This window comes from Pseudomonas sp. W2I6 (assembly GCF_030815935.1).
In the GTDB taxonomy this organism is placed as follows: domain Bacteria; phylum Pseudomonadota; class Gammaproteobacteria; order Pseudomonadales; family Pseudomonadaceae; genus Aquipseudomonas.
Genome location: NZ_JAUSXJ010000001.1, coordinates 3,689,641 through 3,714,910, shown reverse-complemented (window position 1 = coordinate 3,714,910; position 25,270 = coordinate 3,689,641). Strand labels below are relative to the sequence as shown.

2 protein-coding genes are annotated in these 25,270 nt (G+C 65.3%); both read left to right on the top strand.

Going from position 1 to position 25,270, the window contains the following annotated elements; all coding sequences use genetic code 11:
- Positions 1 to 844: 844 nt before the first annotated feature.
- Positions 845 to 13,768 carry a non-ribosomal peptide synthetase gene (locus QF039_RS17235; RefSeq protein WP_307519663.1) on the top strand — a complete coding sequence of 4,308 codons (12,924 nt, stop codon included), beginning with the start codon at positions 845 to 847 and terminating at the stop codon, positions 13,766 to 13,768.
- Complete coding sequence (locus QF039_RS17230) at positions 13,765 to 25,182, top strand: non-ribosomal peptide synthetase (RefSeq protein ID WP_307519661.1); 11,418 nt, start codon at positions 13,765 to 13,767, stop codon at positions 25,180 to 25,182. The genes QF039_RS17235 and QF039_RS17230 overlap by 4 nt, the downstream gene beginning before the upstream one ends.
- Positions 25,183 to 25,270 lie beyond the last annotated feature (88 nt).

The following is a 25,270-nucleotide window of genomic DNA, read 5'->3' as shown; positions in this document are numbered from 1 at the left end:
CATGGCCCGGCGCGGCTAAACCGGCGTCCTGCCGGTTTACCCGCTCCGCAATACCTGCGTTCGGCCTCGGGCTTATTGGGGCAGTCAGATCAAGATCAAAAGCAAGAGCACGGCGGCCTGAGAGCCGACCTGAGTGTTAAAAGCCAGATCAAAAACCAGAGCGAAAGCAGAGCTGCTTTTCTGTAGGAGCTGGCTTGCCGGCGATGCAGACACCTCGGTCTTCCAGACACACCGAGGTGATGCCATCGCCGGCAAGCCAGCTCCTACAGTGGGCGGTGCCCGCTTTAGCTTTTGATTTTGCTCTTCAACACTCAAGCCGGCCGGTAGGCCGCTGTGCTCTTGATCTGCTTTTGATCTTGATCTTGGGCGCCCCGTTAAACCACGCTGGCCGAACGCAGGCTTTGGAGCGTGGGTAACCTGGCAGGACGCCAGGTTAGCCGTCCTGGGCCAAGGATGGCCCATGACGGCGGCCCACGGTCCAAAGCCGGAGTGAGGGCACACCGAGCCCAGGCGAGGTGCCGAGTGGTGGGGCAAGAGCGTTTTGCTTACTTTTGCGCTCTTCAAAAGTGAGCCGCTGTAAGAGCGGAACCAATCGAAGCCATCACCCAAATAACGGATATGCCCCCCATCCAACAAATACGAAAGTTCCCCCACGCCAGCCGCTTTGTCCCCGCTTCCCATGTCACCCCCCACCCCCCGAATCCTCTAATTTCCCAACCCTGCGGGAAGCCTCCCGGCCCACGACTGCGCCCGCGCTTTAAACCGGGCCTCCCAGGCACTTACGCGACAGCTGAAAACGGACTTTCTCCTCAACCGTATCCGACTCAAAAAAGCAGGTTACCCCATGCAGTTCAGCAAATTACTGGCAGCTCTTTCCACCCACCCGATCCGCCTGCAAATGGACGAAGGCGACCTGATCATCCTGGGTGACGACGACGCGCTGGATGACGCCCTATGGGACCAACTGATCGCCCACAAACCCCAACTGCTCGACCTCGTCGCCCAACACGGCGGCGACTGGCTCAGCCCGGCCTATCGCATCACCCCGGACATGCTGCCCCTGGTCAACCTCGACCAACCCGCCATCGACCGCATCGTCGCCGCGATCCCCGGCGGGGCGGCGAATGTGCAGGATATCTACCCTCTGGCACCCCTCCAGGAAGGCATGCTCTACCACCATCTGTCAGCGCACCAGGGCGACCCCTACGTGCTGCACGCGCAGTTCGTGTTCGACAGCCGTGCCCGTCTTGAAACCTTCGCCCAGGCCTTGCAATGGGTCATCGACCGCCACGATATCCTGCGCACCTCGATGGCCTGGGATCGCCTCGACGAACCCCTGCAAGTCGTCTGGCGCAAGGCCTCGCTGGCCTGCGAAGAAGCCCGCCTCGACGGCGATGTACTGACCCAACTGCAAGCCCTCTACGACGCACGCAACTACCGCATGGACCTCGGCCAGGCACCGCTGCTGCGCCTGGTGTTTGCCGAAGACCCGCGCAACCAGCGTGTGGTCGCCATGCTGCTGTTCCACCACACCATCCTCGACCACACCGCCCTCGACGTAGTGCGCCGGGAGATCCAGCTGCACCTCGCCGGCCAGACCGAACAGGCCGGCGCTCCGGTACCGTTTCGCAACTACATCGCCCAGGTCCGCCACGGCGTCAGCGAACAGGCTCACGAAGCGTTCTTCCGCGAAATGCTCGCCGACATCGATGAACCCACCCTGCCGTTCGGCCTCCAGGATGTGCAGGGTGACGGCCATGGCATCGATGAAACCCGCATCACCGTCGACAGCGATCTAAGTCGCCGTCTACGGGCCCAGGCCAGACCGTTGGGTGTCAGTCCCGCCAGCGTGATGCACCTGGCGCTGGCCCGGGTGCTGGGCAAGGTCTCGGCTCGCGAAGCCGTGGTATTTGGCAGCGTGATGCTCGGCCGCATGGGCGCAGGCGAGGGCTCCGACCAGGCCCTGGGCATGTTCATCAACACCCTGCCGCTACGGGTAGATGTAGGCGAACAAAGCGTGCGCGAGGGCGTACAAACCACCCATAAACGCCTGACCGAATTGCTCGATCACGAACACGCCTCCCTGGCCCTGGCCCAGCGTTGCAGCGGTGTGGCCGCACCCACGCCGTTGTTCAGTGCCATCCTCAATTACCGTCACAGCGATGCCTCGGACACCCAGGCGGTGATCGACATCGCCGAAGGCATCCAGGTGTTGGGCGCCGAAGAACGCACCAACTACCCGCTGACGGTCAACGTCGATGACCTGGGCGAAGGCTTTGCCTTTACCGTGATGGTGGACGCCTCCATCGGCGCGACGCGCATTGCCGGTTACCTGCACACCGCCCTGGAAAACCTGGTGCTGGCCCTGGAACAAACGCCAGATGCACCGTTGCACAACCTGGGCATCCTGCCTGCCGCCGAACGCCAGCATCTGCTGCATGGCCTTAACGCCAGCACCCAGCACTACGCCGATTCAGCCCTGATCCACCAGCAAGTCGAAGCTCATGCCGCCAGCCATCCCGAAGCCATCGCGCTGCGCTTTGAACACGAACACCTGAGCTACCGCGAGCTGAACGAGCGCGCCAACCAGGTTGCGCATTGCCTGCTCAAGCATGGCATCCGCCCGGACGACCGGGTGGCGATCTGTGTCGAACGCGGGCTGGAAATGATCATTGGACTGCTGGGGATTCTCAAGGCTGGGGCGGGTTATGTGCCGATCGATCCGGCCTACCCGCTGGGCCGTATCGCCTACACCCTGAAAGACAGCGCGCCGCTGGCGGTGCTGGTGCAGGACGACACCCGCCACCTGGTGGGCGACGCCACGTCGATCGACCTCAACAGCCTGCAGCACGAGCCCATCGTCAACCCCAACGTTGCAATCAGCGCGTCCAGCCTGGCCTATGTGATCTACACCTCCGGCTCCACCGGCCTGCCCAAGGGCGTGATGATCGAACACCGCAACGTCGCGCGATTGTTCAGCGCCACCGAGCACTGGTTCAAGTTCAACGCCAATGACACCTGGGCGCTGTTCCACTCGTTTGCCTTCGACTTCTCGGTGTGGGAGATCTGGGGCGCGCTGATGCATGGCGGGCAGTTGCTGGTGGTGCCGCAGCTGGTCAGCCGCTCGCCGGACGAGTGTTACGCACTGCTGTGCGAAGCCGGCGTCAGTATTCTCAACCAGACGCCGAGCGCGTTCCGCCAGTTGATCGCGGCACAGGGCCGCAGCCAGCAACTGCACTCGCTGCGCCAGGTGATCTTCGGCGGTGAAGCCCTGGAACCGGGGATTCTCAAGCCGTGGTACGCCCGGGTGACCAACGCTGGTACGCGGTTGGTCAACATGTATGGCATCACCGAAACCACCGTGCATGTGACCTACCGTGCCCTGGAGGCGGCGGATGCACAGCGGGTGGGCGTGAGCCCGATTGGCGTGCGCATTCCCGACTTGCAACTGTATGTGCTGGACGCCCGCCGCGAACCGGTGCCGAGCGGCGTAGTCGGGGAGTTGTACGTCGGCGGTGCCGGCGTGGCGCGGGGTTATCTCAACCGCGATGAGCTGACGGCCGAACGTTTTCTGACGGATCCCGCAACCGGCCTGCGCCTGTACAAGACCGGTGACCTCGGCCGGATGCTGGCCGACGGCAGTGTCGAGTACCTGGGGCGCAACGACGACCAGGTTAAGATTCGCGGTTTCCGTATCGAACTGGGGGAAATCGAAGCACGCCTGGCCACCTGCGAAGGTGTGCGCGAAGCCGTGGTGATTGCCCGCGAAGACGAACCGGGCGACAAGCGCCTGGTGGCCTACGTGATTGCCCAGCCTGAACACACGCCCACTGCCGCTGAGCTGCGTGACCACCTGCTGCTGTCCCTCGCCGAGTACATGGTGCCCAGCGCCTTTGTGCTGCTCGACGCGTTCCCGCTTACCACCAACGGCAAGCTCGACCGCAAGGCCTTGCCGGCACCGGACGCCGATGCCCTGGCCCGTCGTGGTTATGAAGCGCCACAAGGCGCGGTGGAAACCGCGATCGCGAGTCTCTGGCAAGACCTGCTCAAGGTCGACCGGGTCGGGCGCCAGGACAACTTTTTCGAGCTGGGCGGCCATTCGTTGCTGGCGGTCAAGCTGATCGAGCGCATGCGCCAGCTCGAGCTGAGCGCCGATGTGCGGGTGCTGTTCGGCCAGCCGACCCTGGCTGCGCTGGCCGCTGCGGTGGGCGGCCAGCATGAAGTACTGGTCCCGGCCAACCTGATCAGCGAAGCGACCCGGCACATCACCCCGGATATGCTGCCGCTGGTGGACCTCGACCAACAGGCCATCGACCATATCGTCGCCAGCGTGCCCGGCGGTATCGGTAACGTGCAGGACATCTACGGTCTGGCCCCGTTGCAGGCCGGCATCCTCTATCACCACCTGGCGACCACCGAGGGCGATCCCTACGTGTTGCAGGTGCAGTTCAGCTTCAGCGGCCATCAGCCGGTCGAGGCGTTTATCTGTGCGCTGCAAAGCGTGATCGAGCGCAACGATATTCTGCGCACCGGCATCATGTGGGAAGGCCTGGACGAGCCGGTGCAGGTGGTGTTGCGCCAGGCACTGCTGGTGGTTGAGCAGGTCGACGTGGATCCACACAGCGACGTTCTGGCACAACTGCAAGCACGCTTCGACCCACGCCACTATCGCCTCGACCTGTCCCGCGCCTCGCTGATGCGCTTTGCCTACGCCGAGGATCAGGGCCGTCATGTCGGCATCCTGCTGCTGCACCACATCCTGCTGGACCACACCGCGTTGCAGGTGCTGGTAGAAGAAATGAGCGCCAGCCTCGCAGGCGAAACCGGCCTGCTGCCGGACGCCGTGCAATACCGCAATTACGTGGCCCAGGCGCGCCTCGGTGTGAGCGCTGCGCAGCATGAGGCGTTCTTCAGCGAAATGCTCGGCGACATCGACGAGCCGACCCTGGCCTTCGGCTTGCAGGACGTGAACCGCGACGGCAGCGGTGTGCGCGAAGCGCACGTGGCATTGGAACCGGCCCTCAGCCTGGGCCTTCGCGAGCAGGCCCGGCAACTGGGGGTGAGTGCCGCAAGCCTGGTGCACCTGGCATGGGCCCAGGTCCTCGGCCAGGTCTCGGGCCAGGACGACGTGGTCTTCGGCACCGTGCTGCTGGGCCGGCTGCACGGCGGCGAGGGCGCCGACCGGGCGCTGGGGATGTTCATCAATACCTTGCCGTTGCGGGTCAGTGTCGGCGCGGTGGGCGTGCAGGCTGGCGTGCGCGCCACCCATGCGCGGCTGGCACAGTTGCTGGGGCATGAACATGCGTCCTTGTCCCTGGCCCAGCGTTGCAGTGGCGTGTCCGGTGCGCTGCCATTGTTCAGCACCTTGCTCAACTACCGCCACAGCGCGCCGGGTGAAGCGCCGGGCGCCAGCCCGTTCGCCGACGCCGGGATCGAAATCCTCAGTTCCGAGGAGCGCAGCAACTACCCGCTGGTGCTGAACGTCGACGACCTCGGCGCAGGCTTTGCCTTGACCGTGCAAGGCGTGGCGGAGGTGGATGTGCAGCGCGTCGGCGACTACATGCTCAGCGCCTTGCGCAACCTGGTCACGGCACTGCAACAGGCGCCGACCACACCGCTGCATCAAGTGTCGATCCTGCCACCCGCCGAGCGGCATCAAGTGCTGGTGGATTTCAACGCCACTGCTCGCGCCTACCCGGCTGCGCACACCGTGCACGGGATCTTCGAAGCCGGCGTCCTGACCAGCCCCGACGCGCTGGCGGTGGTGCACGGCGACGTGTCGCTGACGTACCGCGAACTCAACCTGCGGGCCAATCGCCTGGCCCACTATTTGATCGACCAGGGTGTAAAACCGGGCGACAGCGTGGCCATCGCGCTGCCACGTTCCATCGACCTGCTGGTCAGCCAACTGGCCATCCTCAAGTGCGCGGCGGTGTACGTGCCGCTGGACATCAATGCGCCGCACGAACGCCAGGCGTTCATGGTGCAGGACAGTCATGCCGGGCAGGTGCTGCGTGATCTCGACGGGCTGAACCTCGACAATCAGCCGACCCATAATCCGAACCTGTCCCAGTCTGCCGAAAGCGTGGCGTACATCATGTACACCTCCGGCTCAACCGGTGCGCCCAAGGGCGTGCAGGTGCCCCATCGCGCCGTCTCTCGATTGGTGATCAACAACGGCTACGCCGACTTCAATCACCGCGACCGGGTGGCCTTCGCCTCGAACCCGGCGTTCGACGCCAGCACCCTCGATGTGTGGGCGCCGTTGCTCAACGGCGGCTGCGTGGTGGTGGTCGAGCATGCCACGTTGCTTTCCCAGGCCGCGTTTGGCGCCCTGTTGCAGGAGCAATCCGTCAGCGTGTTGTGGATGACCGCCGGGCTGTTCCATCAGTACGCCGACGGGTTGATGCCGATGTTCCGGCAACTGCGCTACCTGATCGTCGGCGGCGATGTGCTCGACCCGCAGGTGATCGCCCGGGTGCTTGAGCACGGCGCGCCGCAGCACCTGCTGAATGGCTATGGCCCCACCGAAGCCACGACGTTTTCCACCACCTTCGAGATCAAGTCGGTGGGTGAGGGCGGTATTCCGATTGGTCGACCGATTGGCAACAGCCGTGCCTACGTGCTGGATGCACGGCAGCAGCCGGTGGCGTTGGGCGTGGTTGGCGAGCTGTACATCGGTGGCGCGGGTGTGGCCAAGGGTTACCTGAACCAGCCGCAATTGACCGCCGAGAAATTTATCGTCGACCCGTTCGGCGATGGGCTGCTGTACCGCACCGGCGACCTGGCGAGCTGGCAGGCGGACGGCACCTTGCTGTACCAGGGCCGCAATGACCATCAACTGAAAATCCGGGGTTTCCGTATCGAGCCGGGTGAAATCGAAAGCTGCCTCGCCAGCGTTTCCGGCGTCAAAGACACGGTGGTGCTGGCCCGTGAAGATGAGCCCGGCGACAAGCGCCTGGTGGCTTACTACACCGCCCAGGCGCCGCTGAGTATTGAAGCGCTGCGCGCGCACCTGCAAAGCCGGCTGCCGGACTACATGGTGCCGTCGGCCTATGTCTGGCTGGAACTGTTGCCGCTGACCGCGAATGGCAAGCTGGACCGCAAGGGCCTGCCTGCGCCGGATCAGGCGTCGCTGCTCAGCCGTGGTTTCGAAGCGCCGGAGGGCGAGGTGGAAACCCTGCTGGCGCAAATCTGGCAGGACGTGCTGAAGGTCGAGCGTGTCGGGCGCTATGACCACTTCTTTGAACTCGGTGGCCATTCGTTGCTGGCGGTAAGCCTGATCGAGCGCATGCGCCAGGCGGGCCTGAGCGCCGATGTGCGGGTGCTGTTCAACCAGCCAAGCCTGGCGGCGCTGGCGGCGGCGGTGGGCAGTGGCCGGGAAATCGTGGTGCCGGCCAACGGCATTGCGCCGGGCTGCGAGCACATCGCGCCGTCGATGCTGACCCTGGTCAAGCTGGACCAGCCGGCCATCGACCGCATCGTGGCCACGGTGCCCGGCGGTGCGGCCAACGTGCAGGATATCTACCCGCTGGCGCCGTTGCAGGAAGGCATCCTCTACCACCACATCAGCGCCGAACAGGGTGACCCCTACCTGCTGCAATCGCGCATGGCGTTTGACAGCGTCGAGCGTTTGCAGGCCTTCATGGGCGCGCTGCAAAAGGTCGTGGCGCGCCACGATATCCTGCGCACCGGCGTGGTGTGGGAAGGCTTGGACAGCCCGGTGCAAGTGGTGTGGCGTCATGCCGAATTGGTCGTACAGCACATCCCGCTGGACCCGGCCGATGGTGATGTGATCGAACAACTGCACGCGCGTTTTGATGCCCGCCACTATCGCCTGGATATCACCCAGGCGCCGCTGCTGCGCATGGTGTATGCGCAGGACCCGGCCAACCAGCGGGTCGCGGCGATCCTGCTGTTCCATCACCTGGCACTGGACCACACCGCCATGGAAGTGGTCGGCCAGGAAATGCGGGCGTTCCTGTTCAACCAGGCCGATGACTTGCCGGCCGCGGCACCGTTCCGTCACTACGTGGCCCAGGCTCGCCTGGGTGTCAGCGCCCAGGAACACGAGCAGTTCTTCCGTGAAATGCTCGCCGATGTCGACGAGCCCACGCTGCCCTTCGGCGTGCAGGATGTGCAGGGCGATGGCCGGGATATCGAAGAGGCCGAATTGCCCGTCGATGCAGGGTTGGCGCTGCGGGTTCGTGAACAGGCGCGGCAACTGGGGGTCAGCGCTGCGAGCCTGATGCACCTCGCGTGGGCCCAGGTCCTCGGGCTGGTGTCGGGACGTCAGGACGTGGTGTTCGGCACCGTATTGATGGGCCGCATGCAAGCCGGCGAAGGTGCCGACCGGGCATTGGGCATGTTCATCAACACCTTGCCGCTGCGGGTGGAGGTGGGTGCCGGCGCGGTACGTGCCGGCGTCAAGGCGACCCACGCCCGGCTCAGTGCCTTGCTGGGCCATGAACATGCGTCCCTGGCGCTGGCCCAGCGGTGCAGCGGCGTGCCGACCTCGATGCCGTTGTTCAGTGCCTTGCTCAACTACCGCCACAGCACCCCGGGCGAAATGGCCCGCGACGGCCACGGTATCTGGGAAGGTGTGCAGTTGCTCGGCGGCGAAGAGCGCAGCAACTACCCGCTGACCTTGAGTGTGGATGACCTCGGTACGGGCTTCGGCTTGACGGTACTGGCGCTGGAATCCATCGGCGCGCAGCGCCTGTGCGACTCCATGCATAGTGCGCTGGAGCAACTGGTGGAGGCCCTTGAGCACGCGCCGCAAACGCCGCTGCATCAGTTGCCGGTACTGCCTGCCCGCGAACGCGAACACCTGCTGCGCAGCTTCAACGCCACCGCCCGCGACTACCCGCAAGGGCAGACCCTGCACGGCGCTTTCGAAGCCCAGGCCCTGCGCCTGCCGCAGGCGATTGCCGTGAGCCAGGACGGCCAGCACCTGACGTACCAACAGCTCAACCAACGCGCCAACCAATTGGCCCATCACTTGCTGGCGCTGGGCGTACAGCCCGACGACCGTGTGGCGATCTGCTGCCGACGCGGCCCGCAGATGCTGGCGGGCCTGCTGGCGATTCTCAAGGCGGGCGCGGCCTACGTCCCGGTAGACCCGGCCTATCCGGCCGAGCGCATCGCTTACCTGCTGCAAGACAGCGCACCGGTCGCGGTCCTGGCCGAAGAGAGCACCCGTGGCGTGCTCGGTGATATCGCCATCGTCGATCTGCATGGCGCCTATCCCGACGGCACCAATCCCCACGTCGCCAGCCTGACCCCGGCGAACCTCGCCTATGTGATCTACACCTCCGGCTCCACCGGCCAGCCCAAAGGCGTGATGGTGGAACACCGCACCGTGGAAAACCTGGTGCATTGGCACTGTGAAGCCTTCGACCTGCAGGCCGCCAGCCACACCAGCAGCGTGGCCGGCTTCGGTTTCGATGCCATGGCCTGGGAAGTCTGGCCGGCATTGTGCGTGGGGGCGACCTTGCACCTGCCACCGGCCCATGTCGGCAATGAAAACATCGACGAACTGCTGGCCTGGTGGCTGGCCCAGCCGCTGGACGTGAGCTTCCTGCCCACCCCGGTGGCCGAGTACGCGTTCAGCCAGGACCTTGAGCACCCAAGCCTGCGCACCCTGTTGATCGGCGGTGATCGCCTGCGCCAGTTCAGCCATGAGCGACGTTTCGCGGTGATCAACAACTACGGCCCCACCGAAGCCACGGTGGTCGCCACCTCTGGCCGGGTGCGCGCCGGCCAGCCGCTGCATATCGGCAAGCCGATGGCCAATGCCACGGTGTACCTGCTGGATGCACAACAACGGCCGGTGCCGGTGGGTGTGGCCGGTGAGCTGTATGTAGGCGGCCGCGGCGTGGCCCGCGGCTACCTGAATCGCCCGGACCTGACCGCCGAGCGATTCCTCGATGACCCGTTCAACCCGGGCCGCATGTACCGCACCGGCGACCTGGCGCGCTGGCTGCCGGATGGCAACATTGAATATCTGGGCCGCAACGACGACCAGGTAAAAGTCCGGGGCGTGCGCGTCGAGCTGGGAGAAATCGAAACCCGCCTGGCCGCCGTCGACGGCGTCAAGGAAGCCGTGGTGCTGGTGCGCGACGGCCGCCTGGTGGCCTGGTTCACCGAACAAAAACCGCTGGTTATCGAAACCCTGCGCGCCGAGCTGCACAGCCAACTGCCCGAGGCCATGGTGCCGGTGGTCTACGTCAAACTCGACAGCTGGCCGTTGACCGCCAACGGCAAGCTTGACCGCAAGGCGCTGCCGGCACCGGATCAGGCCGCCGTGCTCAGCCGGGAATATGAAGCCCCACGCGGCGAAGTCGAGACCACCCTGGCGCGGATCTGGGCCGAGGTGTTGCAGGTGGAGCAAGTGGGCCGCCATGACCACTTCTTCGAGCTGGGCGGCCATTCCTTGCTGGCGGTAAGCCTGATCGAGCGCATGCGCCAGGCCGGCCTCAGCGCCGATGTGCGGGTGCTGTTCAGCCAGCCGACGCTGGCGGCATTGGCAGCGGCAGTGGGCAGCGGCCGGGAAGTGGTGGTGCCGGTGAATGCCATCGCCGCCGATTGCCCGCGCATCACGCCCTCGATGCTGCCATTGGTGGAGCTGGATCAGCCGATGATCGACCAGATCGTCGCCAGCGTGCCGGGTGGCGCCGCCAATGTGCAGGATATTTACCCGCTGGCACCGTTACAGGAAGGCATTCTTTACCACTACATCACGGCGGAGCAGGGCGATCCGTACCTGCTGCAATCGCACCTGGCATTCGATACCCAGGCGCGCCTGGACAGCTTCGCCCAGGCCTTGCAGCAGGTGATCGACCGCCACGACATCCTGCGGACCGGCGTGGTCTGGGAAGGCTTGGCGCAGCCGGTGCAAGTGGTGTGGCGCAAGGCTCGATTGACGGTCGAAGCGCTGCATCTGGACGGTGATGTGCTGGCCGGCCTGCATCAGCGTTTCGACGCCCGGCGCTACCGGCTGGACATCGCCCAGGCGCCGCTGATCCGCCTGATGTACGCCAACGACCCGGCCAATCAGCGGGTGGTGGCGGTGCTGCTGTATCACCACATCGTGCTGGATCACACCGCGTTCGACGTGGTGCTGCGGGAAATGCAGGGCTACCTGCTGGGGCACCCCGCACCGCAGGCCGCGCCGATGCCTTATCGCAATTACGTGGCGCAGGCGCGACTGGGTGTCAGCGAGCAGGAGCATGAAGGGTTCTTCCGCGAGATGCTTGGCGATATCCACGAGCCGACGCTGCCGTTTGGCTTGCAGGATGTGCAGGGCGATGGTCGGGATATCGAAGAATTCACGCATCACCTGGACGCTGCCGTCAGCCGGCGCCTCAGGGCCCAGGCACGCCTGCTGGGCGTGAGCACCGCGAGCCTGTTCCACCTGGCATGGGCGCAGGTGTTGGCGGTGACGTCGGGCAAGCCGAATGTGGTGTTTGGCACGGTGCTGGTCGGCCGGATGCAGGGCGGCGAGGGCGCGGACCGGGCCCTTGGCGTGTTCATCAACACCCTGCCATTGCGCCTGGATATCGACGGGCAAGGCGTGCGCGACAGCGTGCGCAGCACCCATGCCCGGCTCACCGCGCTGCTGGGCCATGAACATGCTTCCCTGGCCCTGGCCCAGCGTTGCAGCGGGGTGGCGGCGCCGCTGCCGCTGTTCAGCTCGATGCTCAATTATCGCCACCGGGGCGGCGCCACCCGTTCACAGGACGCGCAGCACGCCTGGGAAGGCATGCAGACCCTGACCAATGACGGGCGCACCAACTATCCGTTGACCCTGAACGTCGATGACCTGGGGGATGGTTATGACTTCACCGCGTTGACCCCGGCCCAGGTAGGCGCACAACGGGTCTGCGGTTATATGCAGATGGCGTTGACCCAGTTGGTGGAGGCCCTGGAGCACGCGCCGCACCAGGCCCTTGACCGCCTGCCGATCCTGGGGGATGCAGAGCGTCAGCAACTGCTGTTTGATTTCAATGCCACCGAGGTTGACTACGACCTGGCGCAGACCCTGCACGGCCTGTTCGAGGCCCAGGTCGAGCGCACGCCGGATGCATTGGCGGTGAAGGCGGGTGAGCAATGCCTGACCTATGCCGAGCTGAACCAGCGCGCCAACCAACTGGCGCACCACCTGCGGGAACTGGGCGTGCAGCCGGATGCGCGGGTGGCGATTTGCGTCGAGCGTGGTCTGGAGATGGTCATCGGTCTGTTTGCGATCCTCAAGGCCGGTGGTGGTTATGTGCCGCTGGACCCGGCGTACCCGCTGGATCGCCTCGCCTACATGCTGCAAGACAGCCAGCCCGCAGCGCTGCTGGTGCAGGGCGCTACCCGTTCGTTGCTGGGCTACGTGACGGTGCCGGTGGTGGATCTTGACCAGAACACCTGGGCGCACCAGCCGCTGTCCAACCCACAGGTTCCCGGGTTGACCGCGCAGCACCAGGCCTACGTGATCTACACCTCCGGCTCCACCGGCCAACCCAAGGGCGTGATCAACGAGCACGCGGGTGTGGTCAACCGCCTGCTATGGATGCAGGACGCCTACGGCCTGAACGCCACTGATGCGGTACTGCAGAAAACCCCGTTCAGCTTCGATGTGTCGGTGTGGGAGTTCTTCTGGCCCCTGTTCACCGGTGCGCGGCTGGTCATGGCACGCCCCGGCGGGCACAAGGAGCCGGCTTACCTGTGCGAGGTGATCGCGGCAGAACAGATCACCACCTTGCACTTCGTGCCGTCGATGCTCGATGTGTTCCTGGCCCACGGTGATGTCAGCCAGGGCGCCGGGCTGCTGCGGGTGATGTGCAGCGGCGAAGCCTTGCCCGGCAGCCTGGTGCGGCGCTTCAAGCAGCAATTGCCCGGCATCGGCTTGTACAACCTCTATGGCCCGACGGAAGCCGCGGTGGACGTGACCGCCTGGAACTGCGCCAGGCCCGTGGTGCCGGACAACACGCCTATCGGCAAGCCGATTGCCAACACCCGCATGTACCTGCTGGATGCCCGGTTGCAACCGGTGCCGCTGGGCGTGGTGGGCGAGCTGTTTATCGCCGGTGTGCAAGTGGCTCGCGGTTACCTGCACCGTCCCGAGCTGACGGCCGAGCGCTTCCTCAAGGACCCGTTCAACCCAGGCCGGATGTACCGCACCGGTGACGTCGGGCGCTACCTGCCGGATGGCAATATCGAGTACCTGGGCCGTAATGACGACCAGGTAAAAATCCGTGGCCTGCGTATTGAACTCGGAGAAATCCAGGCGCGGCTGACCGAGTACCCACAGGTGAAGGAAGCGGCCGTGTTGGCCCGCGACGAACGCCTGGTGGCGTACTACACCGGCGTGCCAGCCGATATCGAACAGTTGCGGACGCACCTGCTGGCGCGCTTGCCGGACTACATGGTGCCTGCGGTATTCGTGTATCTGGACGCTCTGCCCCTGAGCCCCAACGGCAAGCTCGACCGCAAGGCCTTGCCGACGCCGGGTGTGGAATCACTGATTGTGCGCGAGTACGAAGCCCCGGTGGGCGCTACCGAAATCACCCTGGCGCGGCTGTGGGCCGAGCTGCTGAAGGTGGAGCGGGTCGGGCGTCACGACAACTTTTTCGAGCTGGGCGGGCACTCGTTGCTGGCCGTCAGTTTGATCGGACGCTTGCGTCAGGAAGGCATGGAAGCCGATGTGCGGGGCCTGTTCGAACAGCCGACCCTGGCCGGCTACGCCGCAATTACCGAACGAATGGAGATCGTCCTGTGAGCATCATCGAACTGTTGGCGACACTCAAGGCCAAGGATGTGCAACTGGCGCTCAAGGGCGATCAGTTGTCGGTGCAAGGCAACAAGCAGGCCCTGAGCGACGCGGCACTGGTGGCCTCGCTGCGGGAACACAAGCCGGCGCTGATCGAGCTGATCAAGGCCGGGGAGTACTCGGCCACCAAGGCCGGTGAGGTGCAGGTGCCGGCCAATGGCATTCCACCGGGCGCTACCTCGATTACCCCGCAGATGCTGAGCCTGTCGACCCTCAGCCAGGCGTCCATCGACCGTATCCTGGAGACCGTCGAGGGTGGCGTCGCCAATGTGCAGGACATCTACCCGCTGGCACCGTTGCAGGAGGGCATCCTCTACCACCATGTGAGTGCCGAGCACGGCGACCCGTACATCATGCAGTCGCTGTTTGCCTTCGACAGCCTTGAGCGTTTCGAGGGCTTTGCCCTGGCCTTGCAACAGGTGATCGACCGTCACGACATCCTGCGCACCGGCGTGGTCTGGGAAGGCCTGGAAGAACCGTCGCAAGTGGTCTGGCGCACCGCGCGCCTGCCGGTGCAGGCGATTGAACTGGACCCGGCAGACGGCGATATCGCCGCCCAGTTGCATCGCCTGTTCGATGGCCGCCACTACCGCATGGACGTGACCCGCGCGCCGCTGCTGCGCCTGGTGCGGGCCTGGGATGAAGCCGGCCAACGGGTGGTGGCGATGCTGTTGTTCCACCACATGGCCCTGGACCACAGCGCGCTGGAAGTGGTCTGCCACGAGATGCAAGCCTGCCTGCTGGGCAGGGCGGGTGAACTGGGCCAGGCGGTGCCGTTTCGCAACTATGTCGCCCAGGCGCGCTTGGGCATCAGCGAGCAGGAGCACGAAGGGTTCTTCCGGCAGATGCTCGGCGACATCAGCGAGCCGACCTTGCCCTACGGCCTGCAGGATGTGCAGGGCGACGGCGACAACATCCAGGAGATCAGCCTGCCGCTGGCCCCGCAGTTGAGCCGGCGCTTGCGCGCCCAGGCCCGGCAGTTGGGCGTCAGCGCCGCGAGCCTGTTCCACATGGGCTGGGCCCAGGTGCTGGGAGTGCTGGCGGGCAAGGAACAGGTGGTGTTCGGCACGGTGCTGATGGGCCGCATGCAGGGCAGCCACGACACCGACCGTGCCCTGGGGATCTTTATCAACACCTTGCCGTTGCGGGTGGATGTAGGCGCCGAAGACGTGCGCACCGGGGTCAAGGCGACCCATGCCCGGCTGACCACCTTGCTGCGTCACGAACACGCGGCGCTGGCCTTGGCCCAGCGTTGCAGCGGTGTAGTGGCGCCGACGCCGCTGTTCAGCGCGTTGCTCAACTACCGCCATAGCGCTGGCGGCGCGAGCGCCGAAGCGGTCTCGGCCTGGCAGGGTATTCAAGCGTTGCGCTCCGAGGAACGCACCAACTACCCGTTGACCCTGAGCGTCGACGACCTGGGCGAAGACTTCAGCCTGAGCCTGTTGGCCTGCGCCCAGGTTGATCCGCAGCGGGTGTGCGCTTATCTGCAAACTGCCCTGGGGAACCTGGTTCAGGCGCTGGAAGATGCACCCGAAACACCCTTGAATCGCTTGTCGGTGTTGCCCGAGGCGGAGCAGCGGCACTTGCTGGAGCAGTTCAACGCGACAGCCATCGACTTCCCGCAAGGCACCACCCTGCACGGGCGTATCGAGGCCCAGACCCTGCTGACCCCGGACGCGGTGGCCGCCGTGTATCAGGGCCGCCAGCTGACCTACGCCGAGTTGAATCAACAAGCCAACCTGCTGGCCCATCACCTGCTGGCGCTGGGGGTAAAACCCGACGACCGCGTGGCCATCGTCGCCCGGCGCGGGCTGGACACCCTGGCCGGATTGCTGGCGATCCTCAAGTCCGGCGCCTGCTATGTGCCGGTGGACCCGTCGCACCCGGCCGAGCGCCTGAGCTACCTGCTCGGCGACAGCGCCCCGGTCGCGGTACTGACCCAGCATGCACTGCTGGAGCGCCTGCCCGCGCTCGATGTGCCGGTGATCAACCTGGACCGTTTTACCTGGCATCACCATACGGCCAGCAACCCGCACGTCGCTGTCACGCCGTCCAACCTGGCCTACGTGATCTACACCTCCGGCTCCACCGGCCTGCCCAAGGGCGTGATGGTGGAACATCACACCGTGGCCAACCTGGTGGACTGGCACTGCATCGCGTTTGACCTGTGCGCAGGCCGCCACACCGCGAGCGTTGCCGGGTTTGGCTTTGACGCGATGGCCTGGGAAGTCTGGCCGGCGCTGTGCGTGGGGGCCACCTTGCACCTGCCGCCGGCCCACGACGGCGCTGAAGATATCGACGCGCTGCTGGACTGGTGGCGCGCACAACCGCTGGACGTGTGTTTCCTGCCCACGCCGGTGGCCGAATATGCGTTCAGCCAGAACATCGAGCACCCGACCCTGCGCACCTTGCTGATTGGCGGCGACCGCCTGCGCCAGTTCACCCGGGCCCAGCGTTTCGAGGTGATCAACAACTACGGCCCCACGGAAGCCACGGTGGTGGCGACCTCCGGGCGGATCGAGCCCGGGCAGCCGTTGCACATCGGCAAACCCATCGCCAATGCCACGGTTTACCTGCTGGACGAACAGCAGCGCCCGGTGCCCTTGGGGGTTGCCGGTGAACTGTATGTGGGCGGCAAGGGCGTGGCGCGGGGTTACCTCAATCGCCCGGAAATGACCGCCGAACGTTTCCTGGATGACCCATTCAATTCGGGCCGCATGTACCGCACCGGCGACCTCGCGCGCTGGTTGCCGGACGGAAATATCGAGTACCTGGGCCGCAACGACGACCAGGTGAAAATCCGCGGTGTGCGCATCGAACTGGGGGAAATCGAAACCCGCCTCAACCAGCTGCCCGGTCTCCAGGAAGCCGTGGTGCTGGCCCGTGAAGACCAACCGGGCCAGCCCCGGCTGGTGGCTTACTTCACCGAAAACCCGCAATTCGAACCGCTTGAAGTGGGCGCGATTCGCGCCCACCTGGTGGCGCACCTGCCGGACTACATGGTCCCGGTGGCCTACGTGAAACTCGATGCGTTGCCCCTGACCGCCAACGGCAAACTGGACCGCAAGGCGCTGCCAAAGCCGGACCTGGCCGCCGTCTTCACCCGCGAATACGAGGCGCCCCACGGCGACATCGAAACCGTCCTCGCGCAGATCTGGGCCGATGTGTTGCAAGTGGAACGTGTTGGGCGCCAGGATCATTTCTTTGAGTTGGGCGGCCATTCGTTGCTGGCCATGCGCATGGTGTCCCAGGTTCGCCAGCAACTGGGGGTCGACCTGGCTCTGGGCGAACTGTTCGCCAACGCCGAACTGGCGGCGGTGGCGCAGGTAGTGGCCCAGGCCGGGCGCAGCACCTTGCCGGATATCCTGCCGGCGGCGCGGGACACGGAGTTGCCGTTGTCGTTTGCCCAGCAACGCCTGTGGTTCCTGGCGTTGATGGAGGGTGCCAACACCGCCTACAACATTCCCATCGGCCTGCGCCTGCGCGGGCAGTTGCACGTCGACGCGCTGCAACGGGCCCTGGCGCGGATTGTTGCGCGGCATGAGACCTTGCGCAGCCGGTTTGCCCAACAGGATGACGACGCCCAGGTGCTGATCGTGCCGCCTGAAGAAGTGATGCCCCTGCAAGTCCAGGACCTGCGTCGCCACCCCGAAGCACAGCAGGTGCTGGACGCGTTGATCCAGGGCGAAGCCTCGGCGCCTTTTGATTTGCAGCGCGGCCCGCTGTTGCGCGGGCGCCTGGTGATCATGGCCGACGATCACCACGTACTGCTGCTGACTATCCACCACATCGTGTCCGATGGCTGGTCCATGGGCGTGCTGACCCGCGAACTGATGGCGCTGTACCAGGCGTTCAGCCACGGTGAGGCTGACCCACTGCCGCCGTTGCCGATCCAGTACAGCGACTTTGCCGTATGGCAGCGCCTGTGGCTGAGCGGCGAAGTGCTGCATCGCCAGAGCCGCTACTGGCAACACACCCTGGCCGGTGCGCCGGCGCTGCTGATGTTGCCGACCGACCGTCCACGCCCGGCCCAGCAGGACTACGCCGGCAGCAGCGTCGACGTGCACCTGGATGAGCACCTGAGCGCCGGGCTCAAGGCCCTCAGCCAGCGCCACGGCACCACGCTGTACATGGTGATGATGACGGCGTGGGCCTCGTTGCTCGCGCGTTTGGCCGGGCAGGAGGAAGTGGTGATCGGCTCGCCGGTCGCCAACCGCCAGCGGGCCGAGGTGGAAGGCCTGATCGGGTTGTTCGTCAACACCCTGGCAGTGCGCATTGATACCTCGGGCGAACTGAGCGCCGAGGCGCTGCTGGCGCGGGTCAAGGGGCTGGCGCTGGACGCCCAGGCTCATCAGGATCTGCCGTTTGAGCAGGTGGTGGAAATCACCCGGCCATTGCGCAGCCTGGCCCATAGCCCGCTGTTCCAGACGATGTTGACCTGGCAGGACAGTGATGCGCCGGTGCTGGCCCTCGGCGACCTGAGCCTTGAAGGAATCGTGGAGGACAGTCACTTTGCCAAGTTCGACCTGTCCCTGAACCTCGGCGAGACCCGGGGCGAAATTCGCGGCACCCTGGAATACGCCATCGCGTTGTTCGACGAGTCGACCATGCAACGCTATGTCGGCTATTTCACCCGCGTGCTGCAGGCCATGGTGGATAACGATCAGGCGGTGCTGGAGCAGGCTGACTTGCTGGACGATCAGGAGCGCCAGCATCTGCTGTTCGACTTCAACGACACCGCCGTGGGTTACAACCTCGACCAGACGCTGCACGGTATGTTCGAAGCCCAGGTGGCGAGAACGCCGGATGCGCTTGCGGTGAAGGCAGGCTCGGAGTGCCTGAGCTATCGCGAGCTGAACGAACGGGCCAATCAGTTGGCGCACCATCTGCGGGAGCGGGGTGTACAGCCGGATTCGCGGGTGGCGATTTGCGTCGAGCGCGGCCTGGAGATGGTCATTGGCCTGTTCGCAATCCTCAAGGCGGGCGGCGGTTATGTGCCGCTGGACCCGGCGTATCCGCTGGAACGCATCGCCTACATGCTCAAGGACAGCGCCCCGGCCGCCGTGTTGGTGCAGGGCGAAACCCGTTCGTTGCTGGGCGACGTCACGGTGCCGCTGGTGGACCTGGACCGGAACACCTGGCAGCACCAATCAACGTCCAACCCACGAGTGGATGGGCTGACCGCGCAGCATCAGGCCTACGTGATCTACACCTCGGGCTCTACCGGCCAACCGAAAGGCGTGATCAACGAGCACGCGGGCGTGGTCAACCGCCTGCTGTGGATGCAGGACGAGTACGGACTGACTGCCCAGGACAGGGTGTTGCAGAAAACCCCGTTCAGCTTCGACGTGTCGGTGTGGGAGTTCTTCTGGCCGCTGTTCACCGGCGCGCGGTTGGTGATGGCGCGTCCTGGCGGGCATAAAGACCCGGCCTACCTGTGTGAGGTGATCGAGGCGGAGCAGATCACCACGCTGCACTTTGTGCCTTCGATGCTGGACGTGTTCCTGGCCCACGGCGATGTCAGCCAGAGCGCCGGGCTGGTGCGGGTGATGTGCAGTGGTGAAGCGTTGCCCGGCAGCCTGGTGCGCCGCTTCAAACAGCAGTTGCCGGGCATCGGTTTGTACAACCTTTATGGCCCGACGGAAGCGGCGGTGGACGTGACGGCGTGGGATTGCGCCGGGCCCGTCACGCCGGACAACACCCCCATCGGCAAGCCGATTGCCAACACCCGCATGTACCTGCTGGACGGGCAGTTGCAGCCTGTTCCATTGGGTGTGGTGGGCGAGCTGTTCATCGGCGGTGTGCAAGTGGCCCGGGGTTACCTGCACCGTCCTGAGCTGACGGCCGAGCGCTTCCTCAAGGACCCGTTCAGCGCGGGCCGGATGTATCGCACTGGCGACGTCGGGCGCTACCTGCCGGACGGCACCATCGAGTACCTGGGCCGCAATGACGACCAGGTGAAAATCCGTGGGCTGCGCATCGAGCTGGGTGAGATTCAGGCGCGACTGCTGCAATTCCCGCAGATCAACGAAGCCGCCGTGGTCGCCCGCGATTCACGGCTGGTGGCTTACTACACCGGCACGCAGGCCGACATCGACGCCCTGCGCAGCCATCTGCTGGAGCAGTTGCCGGACTACATGGTGCCGGCGACCTTCATGCACCTGGAGGCCTTGCCCCTGAGCCCCAATGGCAAGCTTGACCGCAAGGCACTGCCGGCGCCGGGCCTGGAATCGGTGAGCGCCCGGGAGTACGTCGCGCCTGTGGGGGAAACAGAAATCACCCTGGCCGGCCTCTGGGCGGATTTGCTCAAGGTGGAGCGTGTCGGTCGGCACGACCATTTCTTCGAGCTGGGCGGCCATTCGCTGCTGGCCGCCAGCCTGATCGGCCGCATGCGTCGGGTCGGGTTGCCGGCGGATGTGAAAGTCCTGTTTGGTCAACCCACCCTTGCAGCCTTGGCGGCTGCCGTGGGTGGTGGCCGCGAAGTGGTGGTGCCGGCCAATGGGATTGCCGCGGATTGCACGCGGATCACCCCGGACATGCTCCCGCTGGTGAACCTGAAGCAACCCGCCATCGACCGCCTTGTCGCGAGCATTCCCGGTGGCGCGGCCAACGTTCAGGACATTTACCCGCTGGCGCCGTTGCAGGCCGGGATCCTGTATCACCACCGCGCAGTGCAACAGGGTGACGCGTACCTGTTGCAGGCGCAGTTTGCCTTCGCCAGCGTCGAGCGCCTTGAAGCGTTTGCCCAGGCGTTGCAAGCGGTGATCGAGCGGCAGGATATCCTGCGCTCGTCGATGCACTGGGACGGTCTGGAAGAACCGGTGCAGGTGGTGTGGCGCCAGGCTTCGCTGCGGGTTGAGCCGATTCAACTGGCGGGCGATGTGCTGGCGCAATTGCAGGCGCGCTTCGAACAGCATCGGCTGAACTTGGCTCAGGCACCGCTGATGCGCCTGGTATACGCCGAGGACCCGGCCAACCAGCGGGTGGTTGCGTTGTTGCTGTTCCATCATCTGGTGATGGACCACGTTGCGCTGGAGGTGCTGCAGCACGAGATGCAGGCGTGCTTGCTCGGCCGGCGCGAGCAATTGGGTGCGGCGGTGCCGTATCGCAATTATGTGGCGCAGACGCGGTTGGGCATGCGCGAGGAAGAGCACGAAGCGTTCTTCCGCGAGATGCTCGGGGAGGTCGATGAGCCGACGCTGGCATTGAGTGCACCGGGTGAAGCGCAACAGGCACATTTGCGCGTCGACCCGCTGTTGAACGGGCGCCTGCGCACCCTGGCACGGCAGCTTGGGGTCAGTGCTGCGAGCCTGATGCACCTGGCCTGGGCGCAGGTGCTGGGCAAGGTTTCCGGCCGCGAGCAGGTGGTGTTCGGCACCGTATTGCTGGGCCGGCTGCAAGGCGGCGAAGGCGCCGAACGTGCCTTGGGCGTGTTCATCAACACCTTGCCGCTGCGGGTCGACCTGGGTGAGCGCACGGTGCACGCAGCGCTGATGGCAACCCACGCAAGCCTGACCCGGTTGCTCAGTCACGAACATGCGCCACTGGCCCTGGCCCAGCGTTGCAGTGGGCTGCCGGCCAATACGCCGCTGTTCAGCGTGCTGTTCAACTATCGCCACAGCGCCCCGCACGCTGGCGGCGTAGCCGAGGCGTGGCAGGGCATGCAGGTGCTCAAGGCCGAGGAGCGTACCAACTTTGCACTGTCCCTGAGTGTCGATGACCTGGGCGACGGGTTTGGCTTTGACGCGATGGGACAGGGCGCGCCACGCCTCTGCGAGTACCTGCATGTTGCCCTGGAGCAACTGGTGCAGGCCCTGGAACAGAATGCAGGGGGCTCAATCAGCCAACTGTCGATTCTGCCGGCGGCGGAGCGTGAAAAACTGCGGATGGAATTCAACGCCACCCAGCGCGAATTCCCTCACGAACATACGGTGCAGCGTTTGTTCGAAGCCCAGGCCCAGGCACGCCCGGGTGCTATCGCAGTGGTGCATGGTGAACACACCCTGAGTTACGGCGCGCTGAACACCCGCGCCAACCAGTTGGCGCACCACCTGCGCAACCTGGGCGTGCAGCCCGGCGACCATGTGGCGATCCTGTTGCCGCGCTCGATTGACCTGTTGCTCAGCCAACTGGCAATCCTCAAATGCGCGGCGGCCTACGTGCCGCTGGACATCAACGCCCCGGCCGAGCGCCAGGCCTTTATGGTGCAGGACAGTGGCGCGGTGTGGCTGTTGACCCACAGCAGCGAGCCTGTCGCTTACCCGGCCCGACGTATCGACCTCGACACCCTGGCGCTGGACCCGCAGCCGAGCCACAACCCGGACCTGTCGCAGTCCTCGGAGCGCGTGGCGTACATCATGTACACCTCCGGTTCCACCGGCACCCCCAAGGGTGTGCTGGTACCGCACCGGGGCATCACGCGGCTGGTGATCAATAACGGCTACGCCGATTTCAACGCCCATGACCGCGTGGCGTTCGCTTCCAACCCGGCGTTCGACGCGAGCACCATGGACGTGTGGGGCCCCTTGCTCAACGGCGGCCAGGTGCTGGTGATCGACCATGCGACCTTGCTCGACCCCGGCGCGTTTGGCCGGGCACTGAAGGCGGGCGGGGCGACGATCCTGTTCGTCACCACTGCGCTGTTCAACCAGTACGTGCAATTGATTCCCGACGCGTTGGCCGGGCTGCGCATCCTGTTGTGCGGCGGCGAACGGGCCGACCCGGCGGCGTTCCGCAGCCTGCTGGCCCAGGCGCCGGCACTGCGGCTGGTGCATTGCTACGGCCCGACGGAAACCACCACTTACGCCACCACGCATGAAGTGCAGGCCATCGCCGCCGATGCCGAAAGCGTGCCGATCGGCAGGCCGATTGCCAACACGCAAATCCACCTGCTGGATGCGCACTTGCAGCCGGTGCCGCTGGGTGTGGTCGGGGAAATCTGCATTGGCGGGCATGGCGTGGCCAAGGGGTACCTGAACCGGCCGGAGCTGACGGCCGAGAAGTTTGTCGATGATCCGTTTGGCGATGGCTTGTTGTACCGCACCGGCGACCTTGGGCGCTGGTCGGCGGCCGGACTGCTGGAGTGCATCGGGCGTAATGACGACCAGGTGAAGATCCGCGGCTTCCGCATCGAGTTGGGCGAGATCGAAGCACGCCTGGCCACCTGCAGCGGCATCAAGGATGTGGTGGTGCTGGCACGAGAAGATGCGCCGGGGGACAAGCGCCTGGTGGCGTACTACACCGGCGAGCCGCTGGCCATCGAAGTGTTGCGCAGTCATCTGCTGCAGCACCTGCCGGACTACATGGTGCCATCGGCCTATGTACCGCTGGAAAAAATGCCCCTGACAGCCAACGGCAAGGTCGACCGCAAGGCCCTGCCGGTGCCCGCGCTGGAGGCATCGGCGAGCCGCGTGTTCGAGGCGCCGGCGAACGAGCTGGAACAGACCCTGGCACGCCTCTGGGCCGAGGTGTTGCGGCTGGAGCAGGTCGGTCGGCATGACAGTTTCTTTGAACTGGGTGGCCATTCGTTGCTGGCGATCCGGCTGGTCAACCTGATGGAAGAGGCGGGGCTTGAGGTGTCGTTGGCCGAGCTGTTCCAGCACGCCAGCGTGGCCTCGGTCGCCTCGATGCTCGGTCAGCGCACGGCGCGGGAGGACAACAGCTCGCTGATCACCGTACGCGCCAGCGGCAGCCAGCCGCCGTTGTTCCTGGTGCATGAGTTCAGCGGCATGGACGTGTATTTCCCGGCGCTGGGCCGGCACCTGCCCGGGGACTACCCGATCTATGGCTTGCCCGGTGCACCCCTTGGCGAGGTGCAGTTGCAGACCATGGAAGGCCTGGCGGCGCGGCTGGTGGGGATTATCCGCTCGGTGCAGCCCCATGGGCCGTATCGGCTGGCGGGTTGGTCGTTCGGCGGGGTGTTGGCCTATGAAGTGGCGATGCAACTGCAGGGGCTGGACGAACCGGTGGCATTCCTCGGGTTGATCGACAGCTACGTGCCGCGCATGACCGACCAGGGCAAGGCGCGCTGGAGCGGGCCGGATGCCCTCAAGCGGCATTTGCTGTTGCAGTGCACGGCGTATTGGAAGGCACAGGGAGGTGTGGATGAGTTGGCGAGCCTTGAGCAACTGGAAGCGGACATTGGACAGCTGGACTTTGCGGGTTTGCTGCAACGCTGCCGCGATCGGCATTTGCTGTACGCGCAGATGGCGGCGGCTTCGGACGCGGACCTGTTGAGTTTTATCCAGCGGGAAGTCGGGCATGGGCATGCGTTGGCGCATTACAGCCTGTTCCCGATGCCGTTGGCGGTGCACCTGTTCAGCGCCGCAGAGCGGCCGACGGAGCTGTCGCGACGCAGCCTGGATTTGGGTTGGGATGAAGCGTTGGCCCCTGGGCAACTGCGCCGGGTTGAAGTGCCGGGGGATCACCAGAGCATGATGCAGGCACCGCATATCCAGGCGTTGGGGCAGGCGATGGTTGAGGCCCTGGCGTTGAGTGAGGCGCCGGCTGTGGCGGTGCATCAGCCGTTGTTGCGGATCCAGAGTGGTCGCGCCGGGCAGGCACCGATCTTCTGTGTACCGGGGGCGGGGGATAGCGTGACGGGGTTTGTGGGGTTGACCGAGGCGTTGGGCCGGGACTGGCCGATCTTTGGCTTGCAGCCCCGTGGGCTGGATGGGGAGGTGGTGCCCCATAGCCAGGTTGAGGCGGCGGCGCGCTGTTATTTGCAGGCGCTGGAGCAGGAATGTCCTTCGGGGCCGGTGCATTTGGTGGGGCATTCGTTTGGCGGCTGGGTGGTATTCGAGATGGCCACGCGGTTGCAGGCTCAGGGGCGTGAGGTGGCGTCGTTGACGTTGATCGACAGCGAGGCGCCCGGGGGCAATGGGGTGGTGGGCCGGCCCTATACCACGACGGCGGCGTTGTTGCGGTTGGTGGAGTCGATGCAGGTGGCTTCGGGTAAGTCGCTTGGGATTGATGCGGTGGATTTTGCCGGGCGCGATGAAGTGGAGCAGCGGCGGTTGTTGCATGGGGGGATGGTGGGGGTTGGGTTGTTGCCGGCGCGGTCTTCGGTGGAGGCGATGGATGGGCCGGCGCGCACGTATGCCTCGGCGTTGCGTACGGTTTATCGGCCTGCCCGGCGGTATGAGGGGGTGGTGCGGTTGGTGTTGGCGGAGGACCCGACCCTGGATGCGGCGGGGAATCAGCGGGAGCAGGGGTTGATGGTTGAGGGGTGGCGCGGGTGCGTGGGGGTGTTGGAGGTTTGGTATGGGCCGGGGAATCATTTTTCGCTGCTCAAGGCGCCGAACGTCTTTAGTTTGGCGGCTTGGTGGCGGGATGGGGTTGTGATTGGGGAGCGGGTTTCGTGAGTGTACATATCCGTTGCTGCGGTAACAGCCACTTAGGGTTCCGCTCTTACAGCGGGTCACTTTTGGCAAACGCCCCAAAAGTAACCAA